Here is an 18,272-nt window from a genome sequence, read left to right as displayed (position 1 = left end):
GGGGTGGGTGACATCAATTTCTTCCTCTTCAGATTAACCAAATTATTTGCGTAGTCCACAGGTTTTGACTCTGATCCATCATAACTTCGAAATACCAATTTTTTTGCTGAAGAATTTATTACGAATTATGATAATCTAGTAGTCACTCTTGATAAAGGACTAAAGAATAACAGCTATGGGGATTGGTTGGTGGGATATTTGTCGCCTTTTGTTTTCGCTAGTGATTTGGATCCTTGGACAAGATGTCAAGATGTTCCGTATGATGCGCCTAATCCTTGGGATTTTATCGAGATTAGGATAGTGGACTCGAGTACAGGAGATGTGAATTGGAAGTGGGGTAGGCTCGAACCGAATGCTTCTGCAGATTGGAACGATTTTGTCTATAAATTTAAGGTTATTCAAGAGAACGGTTCTTGGAAAATTGCTTACCTAGAAGGGTTTGATTTTCATGAGGGAATAAGGTCTGTCAATTAATAGTTGCTGTACGGTAAATAAGAAAAGCTAAATAATTAGCATAACAACTAAATTAAGAAGGTTAAAATAACAAAATTAATGGACTGAATAACGCTATTATGCTAAACTTGCCTTCAATTTAGCTAAAAGTTCTGAAGCTTTGGTGTTCTCCTTTTCGGGATTAATTTTACGGATAGTAGCCCGTTTTCCTTGCGCTTTCTGTTTGATGATTTTTAGAAGTTCTTTGCTGTATTCGTTCCTGTATCCCGATATATCAAAATTGGAGCTGTTTTGTTTGATGAGTTTTAATGCCATGTCCATTTCAGGTTTGGAGATTTGGGCATTTGGTATATTTAGATCTGCTGTTTCTCGTATTTCTTCTTCGAAGCGTAACTTATTTAATACTAACATGCCAGCATATGGTCTCACGATGGCCAAGTTTTCGGTGCTGCGCATTACAAAAGTACTAAGTCCCACATATCCTGTCTTTTCTAGTGACTTATAGAGAAGAGAGTAAGCCTTTTCTCCTCCCTTTTGAGGTTCCAAATAATAAGGAGTATCGAAATATATACTGTCGATTTCCTTTTCCTTTACAAAGGTCTGCAAATTGATCATTTTATTTTTCTCCGGAAGAGCGTCCTCAAAATCAGCATCTTCTAGTACAATGTATTTATCTTTCAGCAGATAACCTTTAACGATATTTTCCCAGGCTACTTCTTTTCCAGATTTGTCGTTGATACGTTTATATCTTATATTAGATAAATCCTTTCTATCTAACATATCCAAATCCAATTGACTGTCTTGGATTGCACTGCATATTTTTATCGGAATATTCACCAGACCGAATCCGATAGCTCCTGTCCATATTGCTCTCATGATTTTTTATTAGTAGAACCATGGAAACACAAAGAAAGTTTTTAGCTAAAAATCGAATCTCAATCGATCGCGTTATGTATTTTAGCTATATTTACCACCTGTTAGCAAATAAACTTAAAATAATATATGTGTGGAATCGTTGGCTACGTAGGTAGCAATTTAGCTTATCCGATACTAATCGATGGATTAAAAAAATTAGAATACCGAGGATATGATAGCTCTGGTGTGGCCTTACACACAGGAGAAACACTCGAGGTATACAAAAAGGAAGGAAAAGTATCTGCATTGGAAGATTTTGTATATGGTAAAAATATACAAGCTACAGTAGGCATCGGACACACCCGATGGGCAACTCATGGAGAGCCTTCGGATAGAAATGCTCACCCACATTATTCGAATTCTGGAAATATCGCCATGATTCATAACGGAATCATCGAAAACTATGCGCAACTAAAAAGTGAGCTTATACAAAAGGGTTATACCTTTCAAAGCGATACCGATTCGGAAGTTCTACTGAATTTTATTGAAGACATAAAAATAAACAACGAATGCTCGTTGGAAGAAGCTGTTCGAATTGCTTTAAAGCGTGTTGTAGGGGCTTATGTTATTCTGCTTTTAGACAAGTATTTACCCGATACAATAATCGCAGCACGAAAAGGAAGCCCTCTGGTTATCGGAATAGGTGACCATGCACATTATTTGGGGTCTGATGCTTCTCCAATGCTGGCTTATACCAAGGAGGTTGTTTATATTAACGATTATGAATTAGCTATTGTTCGCCCGGATGAATTGATCTTAAAGAATTTAGGTAATGAACGTATTACGCCTTTCGTGACGAAGTTGGACTTAGAACTGGCAGCCATTGAAAAAGGCGGCTATGACCATTTTATGCTAAAGGAAATTTTCGAACAGCCCCAAACGATTTTTGATTCTTTACGTGGTCGATTAGATGCTGGTCAACAGTCTATTACATTAAGTGGGGTAGACAAAATAAAAGATAAACTACTGCAGGCAAATAGAGTGATTATTGTAGCTTGTGGTACGAGCTGGCATGCTGGTTTGCTTGCAGAGTATGTTATCGAAGAGCTATGCCGTATCAATGTGGAAGTTGAATATGCATCCGAATTTCGATACAGAAATCCTATTATCACGGATAAAGATGTGATCATAGCAATTTCTCAAAGTGGAGAGACGGCCGATACACTAGTAGCGATTGAAAATGCAAAAAAACAAGGAGCAACTATTTTTGGACTTGTCAATGTGGTTGGATCATCCATAGCCCGATTGTCAGATGCGGGAGCTTATACACATGCTGGACCGGAAATAGGTGTGGCGAGCACAAAGGCTTTTACTGCACAGTTGGCGGTTTTATATTTGATCGCGCTGAAAGTCGCATTGGAGAAAGGTACTATCGATCGCGTCTTGTTCAATAAGTTGTTGGGAGATCTAGCAAAAGTTCCTCAATATGTGCACGAAATCCTCGAAGAGCAAGATGCTGTTATAAAGGAAATCGCGAAGAAATATAAAGATGCGCAGGATTTTCTATACCTAGGAAGAGGTTATAATTTCCCTATCGCGCTGGAAGGTGCATTGAAATTAAAGGAGATATCTTATATCCATGCTGAGGGATATCCTGCTGCGGAAATGAAACATGGTCCAATTGCGTTAGTCGATGAAAGACTACCCGTGGTGTTTGTGGCGACGAAAGACAGCTATCACGAGAAGATTGTGAGCAATATTCAAGAGATTAAAGCTAGAAAGGGAAAGGTTATTGCCGTAGTTTCTCAGGGAGATAATGTGGTGGTTGGATTGGCCGATGATGTAATGGTTGTTCCATTGGTACATGAAATCATCGCTCCTATCTTATCCGTTATTCCGCTTCAACTCTTATCCTATTATATCGGGATTGATAGGGGATTGGATGTGGACAAGCCTCGTAATTTGGCGAAATCGGTAACCGTTGAATAATAGGTATGTCTGAAATAAGAAAGAAAAAACTTTCGGATTTAGGCAACCATTTTATTCCGGAGGTCTATCTGCATGAAGGAGGAGAGTATCATCATCGAAACCAACAGTTTGGTCGAGGAGACGAATTTAGGGCATTAACCGAAAGAGAGATAGAGCTCCTGCTGGAAAATGACAATTACGCGGCCAATTGGGCAGATGTATTGGTTACAGATCGGTTTATACCTCAGCAAATTCAGAATTCTAAGTTTTACGGATTGGTTCGTATTGGCGATATGGACGATGTTTATTTAGACTTTAGGGACTTACGTCTGCCTTGTGGAATATACAATTCTACCGTGGTGAGCTGCGATTTTGGGAATACAGTAGCCGTACATCATGTTCGTTATATTGCTCATTTTGTCGTAGGAAATGATGTGATGTTAGCTAATATCAGTGAGATGGAGACCAGTAGCAATGCGAAATTTGGAAATGGTATTCTCAAAACTGGAGATGTAGAAGATAGGCGGATACGTTTGGAGCTTTGTAATGAGAATGGCGGCCGTGCCGTATTACCGTTTAATGGAATGCAGGCTGGAGACGTATTCCTTTGGTCTCGCTATCGTAATGACTATGTATTGCAGAATCGATTCAAGGAAATTACGGAAAACCAGTTTTCGCCAGCGCATGGTTTTTACAGCGAAATTGGTGATAGATCCGTCATTAAAAATACACAGACGATTAAAGATGTCAAAATAGGTACGGATGCTTACATCAAAGGGGTCAACAAACTCAAAAATCTAACGATAAATTCGTCTAAAGGCTCGTTCACACAAATTGGGGAAGGTTGCGAATTAGTTAATGGAATTATTGGATATGGTTGCCGTATATTTTATGGTGTGAAGGCGGTACGCTTTGTGTTGTCCTCAAATTCGCAATTGAAATATGGCGCACGACTAATTAATTCTTTCCTCGGGGATAACTCGACGATTTCTTGTTGCGAGGTTTTAAATTCTTTAATTTTTCCAGCACATGAACAGCATCATAATAATTCGTTTCTATGTGCTGCACTCGTAAAAGGTCAGAGTAATATGGCCGCAGGTGCCACCGTTGGATCTAATCATAACTCAAGAGCCGCTGATGGCGAAATTATTGCGGGACGGGGTTTTTGGCCTGGCTTGTGCGTCAGTCTTAAACATAACTCCCGGTTTGCATCTTACACGCTCATTGTTAAAGGCGACTTTCTGCACGAACTTGATATTAAGTTTCCTTTTTGTTTGGTTAGTAATGAGGTGGACACAAACCGCTTGGTAATTTTGCCAGGTTATTGGTTCCTTTACAATATGTACGCGTTGATGCGTAATACATCGAAGTTTCAGTCAAGAGATAAACGCAAGTTTAAAAATCAATATATTGAGTATGATGTGTTAGCTCCTGACACGGTAAACGAAATGATAGAAGCGATGTCGGAAATTGAGCTTGCTGTAGGGAGCGCATTTGCTACATCATCTCATGCGGTAGAAGATATTAAGCGAGTTGGTCGGGACATGCTAAATAGCGTTGACGTACTTCCTGAAAAGACGGTTCTTTTGGATAACGTCGAGTTTTCGAAGAGGAAGGTTGTACTTGCGAAGCCTAAAGAAGCGTATCAGGTCTATAAAAGGATGATTCGCTATTATGTGGGGTTGCAACTGATTGATGCGTTGGAAGAAACCTCTTTGGCACAAGTTAAAGAGCAGCTTATTGAGATCGGAGTTGATCGTTATCTATTTGAAAATATTGGCGGACAATTGGTGCCGTCAAACAAGTTGGACGGACTTTTGGAAGGTATCCGTGCTGGCGATATTTCTTCATGGACAGCCGTACATACGCATTATCATGCTTGGAGCAAAGAGTATCTAGGGGATAAATTTAAACATGCCATTGCTTCGTTGGTGGATGTTTCGGGAAGAGAGTTGGAAACCTGGGATATTGAATTTGTTAAAGAATTACTTGCGGAAGTTTTGGAGACGAGGAGATGGATATGCTCGGAAATAGAGCGTGCTCGATTAAAGGATTATCAAAACCCGTTTAAACAGATGGTCTATGAGTCCTATGAAGAGATGGAAGAAGTGGTAGGCAAATTCGTCGATAACGACTTTATAAATAAGGAAAAAGCGGCTCTTCTTGTTTTTGAAGAGCGCGTTACGAAAATGATAACAAAGCTCTAGATAAATTCTAGAGCTTTATTTTTGATACTTTGTAAGGGCGTTTTACGGCTAAGTGAGCCGCCCTTTTTGCAATCGTTGCCTGTAGATCGCTAACATGTTGCGGTTTGTAGGCGTTGCCTCTAACATCTTCGTGGAAAAGTTTTTCATACCAGGTACAAGCTGCTGTAAAGCGGCCGTAATCCAGTTGCAGGTGGTATCCGTCACGTGTGTAATGGTCTCCAATGGAACTAGAACGCGCATTTTGAACGGCTGTTCCTACCGGAATAATCTCTTTAAAATAACCTAACTTGCGTACCTGTTTTGAGGCATCAACTATGGCGCTATACATCTTGCTCTGATCACGCTCGTAGTTTTTAAAGCCATCGTGTTTAGAATCCTGTTGATAAGCCCAAGTCTGGTGATAAACAAATTGGGCATGTTGACCAACTTTTGTACGTACGTAGTTGACAAGTTCGGGTAAACTTTCGATGATGCTATTGTATTTTCCGGACAAAGGACTCGCTTGTTGAAAGCTGATGTAATCCCAATTCTCATCACTTAACGCTTCAGAGATACTGCTATTGTTTTTTGTGGTCTTTGTGCCGTCAAGTGCTACCTTCCTATAGCTATATTTATTTGCGTCTTCTCTTGCATTTTGAACATGCAAAGAGAGCGGTGCCCCGCCGATATAAAGATTGCCGATAATGATTTTTTTGTCTGAAGCTGAGGCTAACTCATGTAAATAGTTTTCGATGGCATCTTCAGAGAAACTATTGCCTATTGCTAAAATTCTTAAGATGGAATCTTGGCTTGAGAAAGCTTGGAGGTGGAGTAACGAGATAAAAAGGAATAAATAAATTGTTTTTTTCATCAATGTTTTTTTAAATAAGAATTAAGCCTTGTGGTAAAGGCTATAGAACAAATAACATAAGCCCCGATTACCAAGTTTAAGCCCGAGATAGGAATCGGTTAAAGCTTAAATGCTAATATAGGTAAAACTATATTGCTATATAATGTTGACCTTAAATATTTTGCATTTTAATAAGATAAATGTGGTTTAACAATGGTATTTTTGAGGTATAATGGCGTATAAGTTTGTAGATAATTATCGGGAAAAGGGAGCACGGAAGCAACTGGTGAACAATTTGGAAACTCGTGGGATTGCTGACAAACGTGTTCTGCAAGCGATAGGAAAAGTGCCACGTCACTTCTTTTTTGATGAGACGTTTTGGAATCAAGCATATCGTGATATTGCATTTCCCATAGGTGATGGACAAACGATCTCGCAACCATATACCGTTGCTTATCAATCTGAACTGTTGCACGTGAAAAAGGGAGATAAAGTGCTAGAAATAGGAACGGGATCTGGTTATCAAACCTGTATTCTCCTAGAACTCGGTGCACAGGTGTTTACCATTGAACGACAGGAAAAATTATATCAACGTACAATTCAGGTGTTGCCCTACATGGGATATCAGCCTCATTTTTTTCTTGGCGACGGATCGAGAGGTATTCCTGAACATGCCCCTTATGACAAAATTATCGTTACTGCAGGAGCGCCTTTTGTTCCTGAAATTATGCTGAAACAGCTAAAGTATGGAGGACTTTTAGTTATTCCAGTAGGGGATGAGAAAACGCAAAAGATGGTGACCATTCTTCGTGTGGGCGAGAACGATTTTGAACGAATTGAACTTGATACATTTCGTTTTGTTCCGCTCGTCGGAGACCAAGCATGGTAATAATCTAAGATATAGAATAAAAAAAGCTTGCTACTGCCAAGCTTTTTTTATTTTTATGCCATGATATACGCACGTTACCAAGAGCACGTTCAAAAGACGTTGACAGAAATTCAATCACTCAATAAATCAATCAACCAAAATAGTTTCGCACGTTTATTTGTTATTATAGGTGGGGGCGCGCTATTGTTTTATAGTTTTCAGCAGAATAGTGTGCTTTTGGTTTTTATTTTGGCCTTGGTCATCGTTCTTGTTTTTGCCTTCTTAATTAGCAGGCAAAGCAAATTAGAAAAAAGAAGAGACGATAAACAGGCTTTTTTGAAAGTAAATGAAAACGAAATAAATCAGAAAGAAACGCGGAAAAATATATATGATGATGGCCATCAGTTTGAGGATGGGGAACATCCTTACACTGCTGATTTGGATATATTTGGTTCCTTTTCGTTATTCAGTCTTGTCAACAGAACGTCCACTGCCGGAGGTTTGACGCTCTTGGCTTCATGGTTTAAAAGGGCATCGTCCAAGATGGAAATTGAACAAAGACAAAAGGCGGTGGCCGAAATCGCAGACGATCTGAATTGGAGTCAGGGATTTCAGTCTAAGTTGTTGTTTAACGTGGCGCAACCTACAGATGTGAAATCATTTCTGGGGCGTTATTTCCAGGATTCTAGTCTTTCATTTGGCTCTAAGGCTATGGGGCTTTATGTGGCTGTTGCTCCATACTTGTTTGTATTCGGAGCCTTAATTTCAATTTTTGTTATTCCTCTATGGTCTTGGTTAGTGGTTTTGGGCATTGCTCATCTTTTGTGGACGCTCGCTTTGGCTGGTAAGGTTGGGCTTTTTTCAAATAAGATAGATAAGGTCGGTCAGATGCTAGCTGCTTACGCCGAGGGATTAAAAATGGTAGAAGATCAAGGTTTTCAGACAGAAGGAAATGTGCAATTGAAAAATAGGTTACAAATTGGAGATAAAAAGCTTTCTTTTGCTTTTCGGGAGCTGTCCAAGTTAATAAATAACCTAGATGCACGCAATAATATGCTCGTAGGGGCTATGCTGAATATGATCTTTCTATGGGATTTTAAGTACGTGATGAAAATTGTGCGTTGGAAAAATCAATACGAAGCAAATATTCTGATTGCTTTCGATGTCATAGCCGAGTTTGAGGCTCTTAATTCTTTGGCAGTTTTGAAGCGCAATCGATCGCAATGGGTTATGCCAAGTATTCAAGAAAATTCTTTAACGGGAGCTATTACTGCTAGCCATATTGCGCATCCTTTGATCGAAGGGAAATCTATTGAAAACGACTATACGAATGATAGTCATCGCATAGCTTTAATTACAGGGTCTAATATGGCCGGTAAAAGTACCTTTTTACGTACGATTGGTATCAATGCTGTTTTGGCTTATGCAGGTTCCGTTTGTTGCGCGTCTTCATTTTCTTTGCCGATTTTGAACCTTATTTCCTATATGCGTATTAAAGATTCATTAAAAGAAAGTACATCAACATTTAAAGCTGAGCTTGATCGTATGAAGTTTATCCTGGAAACTGTAAAGAGAGATCCACAAAGTTTCTTTTTAATTGATGAGATGCTGAGGGGGACAAACTCTGTTGACAAATACCTTGGATCTAGGGCAATTATCCGACAGTTGATGGAAATGTCCGGCAGGGGAATGGTTGCAACACATGATTTGCAACTGGCGACGTTAGAAGAGGAGTATAATGGGGCTGTACAGAATTATCATTTCGACATTCAAGTGGTTAATGGCGAGATGTTGTTCGATTACAAATTGAAAGATGGGCGTTGTACAGTTTTTAATGCTTCTATGCTACTCAAGGGGATAGGTATTGATGTAGAACAACTTAAAGAGAACCATAACTAAAGAAATCGGTAATGACATTAGAAGAAAGAATTGAATTGTCAGAGACACGTGTGTGTACAACGGTGTTTCCTTTTTTGACAAACCATCACGATACGTTATTTGGAGGAAAAGCCATGTCAATAATGGATGAGGTCTCATTTATGGCTGCCACACGTTTCTGTAGAAAGCGTTTGGTGACTGTATCCACCGATCGGATAGATTTTGAAAAAGCTATTCCTGCAGGTAGTATTATTGAAGCCGTAGCTAAAGTGCAAAGTGTTGGCAGAACGAGTGTGAAAGTAAAAGTTGAAATTTTTCTGGAGAATATGTACCAAGAGGGAAGGGAGTTGGCGATTCAAGGTATGTTTACTTTGGTGGCTCTCGATGAAAACAGGAAGCCAATTCCAGTTCTTGAAAACTTAGATATCACATAAAATAAGGGGCCTAAGCCCCTTATTTTATGTGATATTCAGTGGTCCTTATCGGAAAATGAGTGCCCCTATTGTAGAAATAATTATGCATTCCTTTGCACAGGTGCGAGATCCTGCAGCTCTTCTTCGGTGAACAAACGGTAGTGTACTTTGAAAGTTTTACCTAATGGACTTTCTAGCGAGAAGCCGCCGGGTCCAAAGCCATCCAAAACGTCTAATGTAAAGTGTGAATATTTCCAATATTCAAATAGATCCCGATCTACCCAGAATTCAAAACCCTCCGCATAGCCTATGAGGGCATCGTTCATGCGAGGGAAGAATGCGCCCTTCTCAAAGCATTGTGGTTGGGTTCCTTCACAACATCCGCCTGCTTGGTAGAACATAAGGTCACCATGCTTCAATGTCAATTCTTTAATGAGTTGTTTCGCGTTTTCTGTAACATCTAATCGTTGTATCATAAGTGCTACTGTTTAAAGTTAAAGCAAATGGGATTATATCTTATAACCCCATTCGACTTTTGTTGTTTAGAAAAATCCTAATTTCTCTTTGTTGTAAGAGATTAACATATTTTTAGTTTGTCGATAATGGTCTAGCATCATTTTATGATTTTCGCGACCAACACCTGACTGCTTGTATCCTCCAAAAGGTGCTCCCGCAGGATAAGAATGATATTGGTTTACCCATACACGCCCTGCTTGAATAGCCCGTGGTACTTGATACAATTGATGTGCATCTCTTGTCCATACGCCAGCACCTAATCCATAAATCGTGTCATTCGCAATTTCAATAGCTTCTTTTTCATCTTTAAATGTAGTAACAGCTAGAACAGGGCCAAAAATTTCCTCTTGGAAAATACGCATCTTATTGGTGCCTTTGAAAAGTGTAGGCTTGATGTAGTACCCATTTTCTAATTCCTCGCCCAAATGATTCTCGTCTCCTCCTGTTAGAACTTCAGCTCCTTCTTCTTTCCCTAGTTTGATATAGGACATGATCTTATCTTTTTGGATTTTAGACGCTTGTGCTCCCATCATGGTATTAGGATCAAGAGGGTCTCCAACTTTAATTTTATTAACTCGATCAATTACTTTTTCGATAAAACGTTCGTAAATATCCTCTTGTATGAGTAGCCTAGATGGACAAGTACAAATTTCCCCTTGATTTAAGGCAAAAAGGACTGCTCCTTCAATCGCTTTATCTAAGAATGCATCGTCGTGATCTAAAACAGAGCTAAAGAAGATATTTGGTGATTTTCCACCTAACTCTAGCGTAACAGGAATAATGTTTTCCGTTGCGTACTGCATAACCAAGCGTCCCGTTGCTGTTGAGCCAGTGAAGGCTGCCTTCGCAATTTTAGGGTTCGTGACTAACGTACGGCCAAGTTCAGATCCAAAACCATTCACAATATTTACCACACCGGCAGGAATTAAGTCACCAATGAGCTCAATAAGCACCAAAATGGAAGTCGGTGTGCTTTCTGCTGGTTTTAGTACCACACAGTTACCAGCAGCCAGTGCAGGAGCTAGTTTCCATACGGCCATTAAGATTGGGAAATTCCAAGGAATGATTTGTGCGACCACACCGATAGGCTCATGTACAATGATGGATACGGTGTCCTTATCCAATTCATTTATGCTTCCTTCTTCTGCTCTAATAACGCTAGCAAAGTATCGAAAATGGTCTATTGCGAGCGGTATGTCAGCATTAAGAGTCTCCCGAACGGCTTTCCCATTGTCTATTGTTTCTACAGCAGCGATGTACTCTAAATTTTCTTCAATACGGTCTGCGATTTTATTGAGCATAATGCTTCGCTCCGTTACCGATGTTTGGCTGAATGATTTAAATGCTTCTGTCGCTGTGTCGACGGCTAATTCAATGTCTTCCTTTGTGGAATGTGCTACTTGCGTAAATACCTTTCCGTCTATGGGTGAAATATTGTCAAAATATTTACCTAAAATTGGGGCGACAAATTTCCCGCCAATGTAGTTGTCATAACGTTCTTTGAACGTGGGTCTTTTAATTGTACTCATGTTACTTTCTTTTAAAGAGGTTTGTTAGCTAAACAAATGTAAAGACGGCTATGTTTTATCCATAGCATTATTCTGTCAAAAGATAGCATAAAACATCCAGGGGGTATTTATGTTGCTGGGGTATTTTGCTATATTTGGATAACGCCAAGAAAATAAGGAGCATGTATGAGAAAACCCTATCAACTGGATCGGCTTCCATTGTCTGCAGAAAAAGAGCTGACATCGCTTGTTGAAAATCGTCGTGCGTACACGCTCGCGAACTATGAACTGAGTATTTTTGAAACGTATGAAGCTAGTTCTCTCGTTCCGTTAAGGTTTGACGACTTGGTAATCATCAATATGATCCGTGGAAAGAAGGTCATGCATTTGCAGGATGATAAGGTTTCCTTTGATTATTTCCCAGGAGAGACCTTGCTTTTGCCCGAGTATACAAGGATGGAGATTGATTTTCCCGAGGCTAGGATAGAAAGTCCCACGCAATGTACCGCAATAACGGTGGACAATGTTAAAATAAGAGAGGTGCTTAATTATCTGAATGAATTTTATCCGAAAAAGGAACGCTCTACAAGCTGGTCGTTTCAATTAGAACAATTTCATTTTAGTAACAATGAGGAATTAGCCCGTTTGACAAATAGATTGTTTCAGGTAAGCCTAAGCGGCGATTTACATAAAGAGGCTATTGCAGAATTGGTGCTTAAAGAGCTGATGATCCGTATTATGCAGATGCAGGGCTTGCTCGTTTTAGATCAATCAAAGTCGTTAGGCAGCAACAGTTCCGTATTTAGTTTTATTAAGCAATACATAACTGAAAATATTGCAGAAAAACTATCGGTAGATAAGATAAGTAATAAAGCAGGAATGAGTAAAAGTGCGTTGTGCCGTGCTTTTAAAAATGAATTGGGTGTAAGCCCTATGGAATTTGTGATCAGAGAGCGCCTGACTTATGCAAAACATATGCTAAGGATAACAAAAAGCGTAAAAGAAACGTGTTTCTCTGTGGGGTTCTCTGATGTTAATTATTTCATTCGCCTTTTCAAGCAACGGGAAGGTCTCACTCCAGGCCAGTTTATTGAACAAGGATAATACGTTATCTTTTCATGACGCGATCCAATTCACGTTTGCTCTCACGTTCTTTAATCGTCTCTCTTTTGTCAAAATCTTTCTTTCCTTGTGCTAGGGCAATTTCAATTTTGGCATACCCGCGCTCATTGATAAAAATTTTTAAAGGAACGATTGTGAAACCTTTTTCTTCACCTTTCTCTTTCAATTTTTTCAATTCGCGCTTTGTCAATAGCAATTGCCTATCGCGTTTTGCTTCGTGATTATAAAAAGAACCAAAAGAGTATTCCGCGATGTGCATGTTCCGAATATAAAGTCCGTCTTCGAAAAACGTGCAAAAACTATCGTTGATGTTCGCTTTACCTTCTCTTATCGATTTTATTTCTGTGCCTAAAAGTCGTAACCCCGCCGTATAGCGGTCCAATAGATGATACTCAAATGATGCACGTTTATTTTTGATGCTTATATTAGCTGCTATCCCCATTTCAATTGTGTAAAAGGCAAAAGTAAAGATTTTATATTTTTGTTGAAGTTTTAATCGCAAACTATTGGTAATATCTTAACAATAATTTAATTTTATGATATTCATATGGTTTTTACATGAGGTTAAATCAATTGAGTTTCGTATGTTTGCAGCGGTTTTTTTTAGGCTGAATGTATACAATGTTTATCTTTCATGCGTTGGGAAATGGCTTTAACGAGCGGACGCTATCTGAAATTTAAAATTGTATATTTTTGTTTATTATTTTATTTTTGACGTTTAATACTTTAAAGTCAAAGGTTAAAACTTCTTGCATTAAAATTGTATCATATTAAATAGAAATACCTACAGCATGAGTAAGGGAAAGTTAAGTGAAAGAACATCTAGGTTCCTACAAAGTGAACTGGAGCCTATTAAGTCGAATAATCTTTATGCTTATTTTAGACCTATTCAGTCTAGACAGGATACAGAAGTTTTGATTGATGGGAAACGTGTTTTGATGTTCGGATCAAACTCTTATTTAGGTTTGACAACGGATCAACGGATTATTGAAGCAGCACAAGACGCTTTAGCAAAGTATGGCACTGGCTGTGCTGGATCGCGTTTTCTGAATGGTACATTGGATATTCACGTTGAACTGGAAGAGAAATTAGCTAGTTATGTAGGTAAAGAGGCGGCTATTTTATTCAGCACAGGTTTTCAATCAAACTTAGGACCGTTGTCTTGTTTGACAGGACGTAACGATTACATCCTATTGGATGAAAGAAACCATGCTTCGATAATAGATGGAAGTAGATTGTCTTTCTCTAAAGTGGTGAAATATGCGCACAATGATATGGAAGATTTACGCGCTAAAATAGCTAGACTTCCAGAAGAAAGCCTCAAATTAATTGCAACAGATGGTATCTTTAGCATGGAGGGTGATATCGTGAAACTTCCAGAGCTTGTTGCAATTGCTGAAGAGTTTGACGCAGCTATCTTATGTGATGATGCACACAGTCTAGGTGTTATAGGTGATAAGGGTGCTGGTACTGCTTCTCATTTTGGTCTAACGGAAAACGTAGATTTGATTATGGGGACGTTTAGTAAGTCATTAGCCTCTCTAGGTGGCTTTGTGGCTGCAGATGCACAGACAATCGAATTTTTGAAACACAAAGCTAGATCTTTGATGTTTAGTGCAAGTATGACACCTGCTTCTGTTGCCTCGACTTTAAAAGCATTAGAAATTATTCAGACGGAACCGGAGCACATTGAAAGATTGTGGGCGAATACCAATTACGCGACAAAGTTATTGTTGGAAAATGGTTTCGATTTAGGGTCTACAGAGAGTCCTATTTTACCAATTTTTGTTCGAAATAACGATAAGACATATTATGTAACGAAAATGCTTCAAGATAATGGGGTGTTTGTCAACCCTGTTGTTGCGCCGGCTGTTCCTGCTGAGGAATCGTTGATACGTTTCTCACTGATGGCTACGCATACCTTTGATCAAATTGATGAAGCAGTAGATAAAATGGCTAAGGTTTTTAAAACTTTAGAGGTTGAGTCATTTATGAATGAGTAAAATGATAACAGTTATCCCTGTTCGCTCGAAAAAACAATTAACCCAGTTTATTGATTTTCCGCATGATCTGTATCGTAACGATCCAAATTATGTGCCTGAATTGTTTTTAGGCCAGCAAGACCTACTGACGAAGGCTAAACATCCATTTTACAAACACTCCGAAGCGGAACCGTTTTTAGCATTAAAAGATGGTGTTGTTGTGGGGCGAATTTTAGCTATCTGGAATCGAAACCACAATTCATTTAACAACGTTGTAGAAGGACAATTTGGTTTCTTTGAATCTATAAACGATCAGGAAGTGGCCAACAAGTTATTGGAAACTGCGGAAGCTTGGGTTAAAGAACATGGAGGTACCAATATCGTTGGTCCTATTAATTTAACAACAAACGATACTTGTGGGTTATTGGTAGAGGGTTTCGATCGTCCTCCTGTAGCGATGATGACCTACAATCCTCCTTATTATATTGATCTGCTACTCCATGCGGGTTTCGGACAAAAAGTTGATTTAAGAGCTTATTACGTAGCTTCCTCAACGGCCGACAAACGTTCTGTATTATTGTTGGATAGGCTGGAAGAACGTTTGAAACGTTCGGATATTGTTTTGAGGCAGATTAACTTGAAAGATTTCGAGAACGAGGCGAAAAAGATTAAACAGGTTTACAATAAGGCATGGGATAAAAACCTTGGTTTTGTTCCGATGACAGATGAAGAGTTCAATCACACAGCTAAGGATCTGAAGATGATTGTCGACCCTAGGTTCTGTATTGTTGCAGAAAAGAATGGTGAATTGGTCGGATTTGCACTAGGGGTTCCTAATATTAATGAAGTCCTTATTAAAATCAAGCGTGGACGTTTATTGCCTTTTGGTATCTTCAAATTGTTATTTGGTTTGAAGAAGATCAAGACAATCCGTGTCCTTATGTTGGGTGTTATAGAAGGGTATCGTAAACTTGGAATAGAAGCCTGTTTGTATGGGCGTATCATAAAGAATGCGACGCCCGCAGGCATAAAAGGAGCAGAATGTTCTTGGATGCTGGATCATAATTATGTGATGAACCATGCTATTGAACAAATTAATGCAGACCTTTATAAGCGTTACCGCTTGTACGAAAAAGCAATATGAAGAAGAAAATCTTGGTGACAGGAGCTAGCGGGTTTGTAGGGACTCATTTGGTGGAAGCGGCTTCGTTAGCGGGATTTGAAGTTCATGCAATCGTGCGCAAGTCAAGTATTGTCGATGGAATTTTGCCGTTTACGGCTAAGCTTTTGTATCCAGATCTCACCGATACAGAAGGATTAAAAAAAATATTTGCTGAGGAAAAATACGATTACGTTATTCATGCAGCAGCGCTGACGAAAGCAAAATCTGAAGCACAGTTGTTTGCCGTAAACGTGGATGTAACAAAATGTCTTATAGCCTCAGCGTTTGATAGTACTCACCCTCCCAGTCGTTTCGTTTTTGTAAGTAGTTTAGCAGCTATAGGCCCGGTTAATTACAATGCTGATGCTATATCAGAGACTTCTCCTTACCATCCTGTAACGGCTTATGGCCGTAGTAAGAGGGCGGCAGAGGAAATGATTTTAGCCCAGTTCTCGGATAAGCCGATCTCTATTATTAGGCCAACGGCGGTTTATGGCCCTCGAGAAAAGGACTTATTTATTCTTTTTGATACGATGAATAAGGGCCTAGACGTTTATATTGGCAAAACTCCACAAAAGCTTTCTTTTATTCATGTCAGTGACTTGGTGACATTATTGATTAATGCGTGTTCGATAACGAATCAAGGGGTTCAGATTTTCAATGTTACGGATGGATATGTGTATCCAAGATATGTGCTCGCTGATATTTTTAGAAAGACATTTGCAAAGCGGATGCTTCGCTTCCATATACCTTATGTTTTTGTAGAAAAAGCAGCTTATTTTTCGCAATGGCTGTATAGAAATTCTCCGAAAACACCAGTTTTGTACCCCGAACGACTTGGTGAATTAACCGCTCAAAATTGGGCTTGTGATATATCCAAAGCGAGAAGAGTGTTAAACTTTAAACCAATTTATAAATTGGAAGATGGTTTGAAGGAAAGTTTGGAGTGGTATCAAAAAAATAAGTGGTTCTAATAAAAAATGACTTATGAGTCAAGAGATTAATAAAAAACTTTTTCAGGATCGGAAAAGAACAAATATCTTAAGTTCGCCTGAACAGAAATTTATATCCTATTTGGTGCCTCGTATTCCAAATTGGATATCCTCCGATGGATTAACAGCAATAGGTCTTTTTGGATCGCTTATGATCTTAGGCAGTTTTCTCCTAGCAGAATATGTGTCGCGCCCATTATTACTCATTGGTATACTTGGTTTTTTTGTTCAATGGTTTGGGGATTCACTCGACGGTAGAATAGCTTTTTATCGGAATAAATCAAGAAAATGGTACGGTTTTGCTTTAGATATTGTGATGGATTGGATCAGTACCGTGATGATAGGACTGGGGTATGTTTTCTATGCTCCTGGCGATTTTAAGTATACTGGTTTTGCTTTGGTTGCATTGTATGGATGGGCTATGATTATTTCGCAACTCCGTTATCGGATTACAGACAAATATACCATTGACGCAGGGTTGTTAGGTCCTACGGAGATCCGTGTGATTATTTGTGTTGTACTTTTAGCGGAGGTTTTATTTCCGTTTAGCATTAACTATTTGGTTATTCTTATCTGTGTTGCGCTCTTTGTGATTAATTTAGTAGATACTAAGAATCTATTACATCTTGGAGATCTGAAAGACTGGGAAGAGAAGAAGAAAAAGCAGGTAATTGCTGATGAGAGAGAAGGGTAGCTATTCCAGATATAATTTTCTTAGGTCTTTCGGTAAGGCACAAGTTTCTGCTTTTCTTGGTGGATTATCTGATTTTGCTATTTATACCTTTTGTTTACGTGTATTGCTTTTTTCAGCACACGGATCCAATATCATTAGTGGATCCTTGGGGGCTGTTACGAATTTTGTTATCAATCGCTATTGGGCCTTTGAAAGTAAGGCTACACCGATAGGAAATCAACTTTGGAAATTTGTTATTGTAGTGGTAATGAGTATTACACTAAAGTCTACTGGTATTTATTTTCTGGTGGACTATTTATTTTTAAACCCTTTTTATTCTAAGCTTGTTGTCGAAATTGTGGTTTCGCTAGGGTTCAATTTTACGATGCAAAAATATTGGGTTTTTAAAAAAAACTGATGTTGTAGATTTCGGCTAAAAACAACATTTTCTCTGTATGGTAAAGTGCTGAGAAGCCGTTTAATGTTTAAAAAATAGGAAGTATAAGATATGTTTGGATCCCCTTATGTAATGATTACATAAGGGGATTTTTGTTTTTATCAACGTTCTATTTAGTGTTATTTAAGTTCGGTGTTAACAGGGGGTTAGTAGGGGTCATACCCCTACTAACCCCCTGTTAACCCTAAGCAAATCCGGTCTAAGGTAGGAAGTTGGAGGGGCTTTTTGCTGCGCAGGCTTCGGAACAAGAATGACCCAAGAACGGAACAAGGATGACTCAAGGATGGAACAAGGATAACCTAAGGATGGAGCAAGAACAACCTAAGAACGGAACAAGAACAACCCAAGGATAGACCTAGCTCTGACCTGTCCCTGCACAAGAACAACCC

The 18,272-nt window shown here is 39.0% G+C and carries 17 protein-coding genes; 12 read left to right on the top strand and 5 right to left on the bottom strand.

Going from position 1 to position 18,272, the window contains the following annotated elements; translation table 11 throughout:
* The first annotated feature begins 189 nt into the window (after positions 1–189).
* A complete protein-coding gene (locus ACSZOX_RS22275; RefSeq protein WP_437922441.1) occupies positions 190–474 on the top strand; it encodes a hypothetical protein in 285 nt (94 codons plus the stop codon).
* A 96-nt stretch (positions 475–570) separates the two neighbouring features.
* Here the strand turns inward: ACSZOX_RS22275 and ACSZOX_RS22270 are convergent, their stop codons facing one another.
* Complete coding sequence (locus ACSZOX_RS22270) at positions 571–1,329, bottom strand: Ku protein (RefSeq protein ID WP_437922439.1); 759 nt, start codon at positions 1,327–1,329, stop codon at positions 571–573.
* 126 nt (positions 1,330–1,455) lie between these two features.
* On the opposite strand from ACSZOX_RS22270, the gene glmS reads away from it, so the two are divergent.
* Complete coding sequence (gene glmS / locus ACSZOX_RS22265) at positions 1,456–3,297, top strand: glutamine--fructose-6-phosphate transaminase (isomerizing) (RefSeq protein ID WP_437922437.1); 1,842 nt, start codon at positions 1,456–1,458, stop codon at positions 3,295–3,297.
* A 5-nt stretch (positions 3,298–3,302) separates the two neighbouring features.
* The gene (locus ACSZOX_RS22260) at positions 3,303–5,483 is read left to right on the top strand and encodes a DUF4954 family protein (RefSeq protein WP_437922435.1); all 2,181 of its coding nucleotides are present in this window, start codon (positions 3,303–3,305) and stop codon (positions 5,481–5,483) included.
* A 7-nt stretch (positions 5,484–5,490) separates the two neighbouring features.
* Here ACSZOX_RS22260 and ACSZOX_RS22255 read toward each other — a convergent pair whose 3' ends face one another.
* On the bottom strand, positions 5,491–6,333 hold the full coding sequence (locus ACSZOX_RS22255; RefSeq protein WP_437922433.1) for a DUF4886 domain-containing protein: 843 nt from the start codon (positions 6,331–6,333) through the stop codon (positions 5,491–5,493).
* Positions 6,334–6,544: 211 nt separating this feature from the next.
* Here ACSZOX_RS22255 and ACSZOX_RS22250 point away from each other — a divergent pair, with 211 nt between their 5' ends.
* From ACSZOX_RS22250 to ACSZOX_RS22240, 3 genes are read left to right on the top strand one after another with little or no spacing between them, the layout of a single operon-like run.
* Complete coding sequence (locus ACSZOX_RS22250; protein ID WP_437922431.1) at positions 6,545–7,201, top strand: protein-L-isoaspartate(D-aspartate) O-methyltransferase; 657 nt, start codon at positions 6,545–6,547, stop codon at positions 7,199–7,201.
* Between the two features lie 60 nt (positions 7,202–7,261).
* On the top strand, positions 7,262–9,079 hold the full coding sequence (locus ACSZOX_RS22245; protein ID WP_437922430.1) for a MutS-related protein: 1,818 nt from the start codon (positions 7,262–7,264) through the stop codon (positions 9,077–9,079).
* Positions 9,080–9,090: 11 nt separating this feature from the next.
* Entirely contained in the window at positions 9,091–9,492 is a 402-nt protein-coding gene (locus ACSZOX_RS22240; protein ID WP_437922428.1) for an acyl-CoA thioesterase, read from the top strand.
* Between the two features lie 80 nt (positions 9,493–9,572).
* On the opposite strand, the gene ACSZOX_RS22235 is transcribed toward ACSZOX_RS22240, so the two are convergent.
* Positions 9,573–9,947: a DUF779 domain-containing protein gene (locus tag ACSZOX_RS22235; protein ID WP_437922426.1), complete on the bottom strand. Its 375-nt coding sequence runs from the start codon at positions 9,945–9,947 to the stop codon at positions 9,573–9,575.
* 66 nt (positions 9,948–10,013) lie between these two features.
* Positions 10,014–11,516: an aldehyde dehydrogenase family protein gene (locus tag ACSZOX_RS22230; RefSeq protein WP_437922425.1), complete on the bottom strand. Its 1,503-nt coding sequence runs from the start codon at positions 11,514–11,516 to the stop codon at positions 10,014–10,016.
* A gap of 165 nt (positions 11,517–11,681) precedes the next feature.
* Between ACSZOX_RS22230 and ACSZOX_RS22225 the strand changes: the two genes are divergently transcribed.
* Positions 11,682–12,599 (top strand): AraC family transcriptional regulator, encoded by a 918-nt coding sequence (locus ACSZOX_RS22225; RefSeq protein WP_437922423.1) that lies wholly within the window; start codon positions 11,682–11,684, stop codon positions 12,597–12,599.
* A 4-nt stretch (positions 12,600–12,603) separates the two neighbouring features.
* On the opposite strand, the gene smpB is transcribed toward ACSZOX_RS22225, so the two are convergent.
* Positions 12,604–13,059, bottom strand: a complete 456-nt coding sequence (gene smpB, locus ACSZOX_RS22220; protein WP_437922421.1) for an SsrA-binding protein SmpB — start codon at positions 13,057–13,059, stop codon at positions 12,604–12,606.
* A 349-nt stretch (positions 13,060–13,408) separates the two neighbouring features.
* Between smpB and spt the strand changes: the two genes are divergently transcribed.
* The 5 genes from spt to ACSZOX_RS22195 are packed head-to-tail and all read left to right on the top strand — an operon-like array spanning position 13,409 to position 17,844.
* The gene (gene spt, locus ACSZOX_RS22215) at positions 13,409–14,620 is read left to right on the top strand and encodes a serine palmitoyltransferase (protein WP_437922420.1); all 1,212 of its coding nucleotides are present in this window, start codon (positions 13,409–13,411) and stop codon (positions 14,618–14,620) included.
* Positions 14,613–15,743, top strand: a complete 1,131-nt coding sequence (locus tag ACSZOX_RS22210) for a hypothetical protein (protein ID WP_437922419.1) — start codon at positions 14,613–14,615, stop codon at positions 15,741–15,743. Before spt ends, ACSZOX_RS22210 begins: the two co-directional genes overlap by 8 nt.
* Complete coding sequence (locus ACSZOX_RS22205; RefSeq protein ID WP_437922418.1) at positions 15,740–16,735, top strand: NAD-dependent epimerase/dehydratase family protein; 996 nt, start codon at positions 15,740–15,742, stop codon at positions 16,733–16,735. The genes ACSZOX_RS22210 and ACSZOX_RS22205 overlap by 4 nt, the downstream gene beginning before the upstream one ends.
* A gap of 13 nt (positions 16,736–16,748) precedes the next feature.
* A complete protein-coding gene (locus ACSZOX_RS22200) occupies positions 16,749–17,447 on the top strand; it encodes a CDP-alcohol phosphatidyltransferase family protein (protein WP_437922417.1) in 699 nt (232 codons plus the stop codon).
* Positions 17,431–17,844 (top strand): GtrA family protein, encoded by a 414-nt coding sequence (locus ACSZOX_RS22195; RefSeq protein ID WP_437922416.1) that lies wholly within the window; start codon positions 17,431–17,433, stop codon positions 17,842–17,844. The genes ACSZOX_RS22200 and ACSZOX_RS22195 overlap by 17 nt, the downstream gene beginning before the upstream one ends.
* Positions 17,845–18,272: the final 428 nt, after the last annotated feature.

The organism is Sphingobacterium sp. LRF_L2 (assembly GCF_965644235.1).
GTDB lineage: Bacteria > Bacteroidota > Bacteroidia > Sphingobacteriales > Sphingobacteriaceae > Sphingobacterium.
This window is presented reverse-complemented; position numbering and strand designations above follow the sequence as displayed.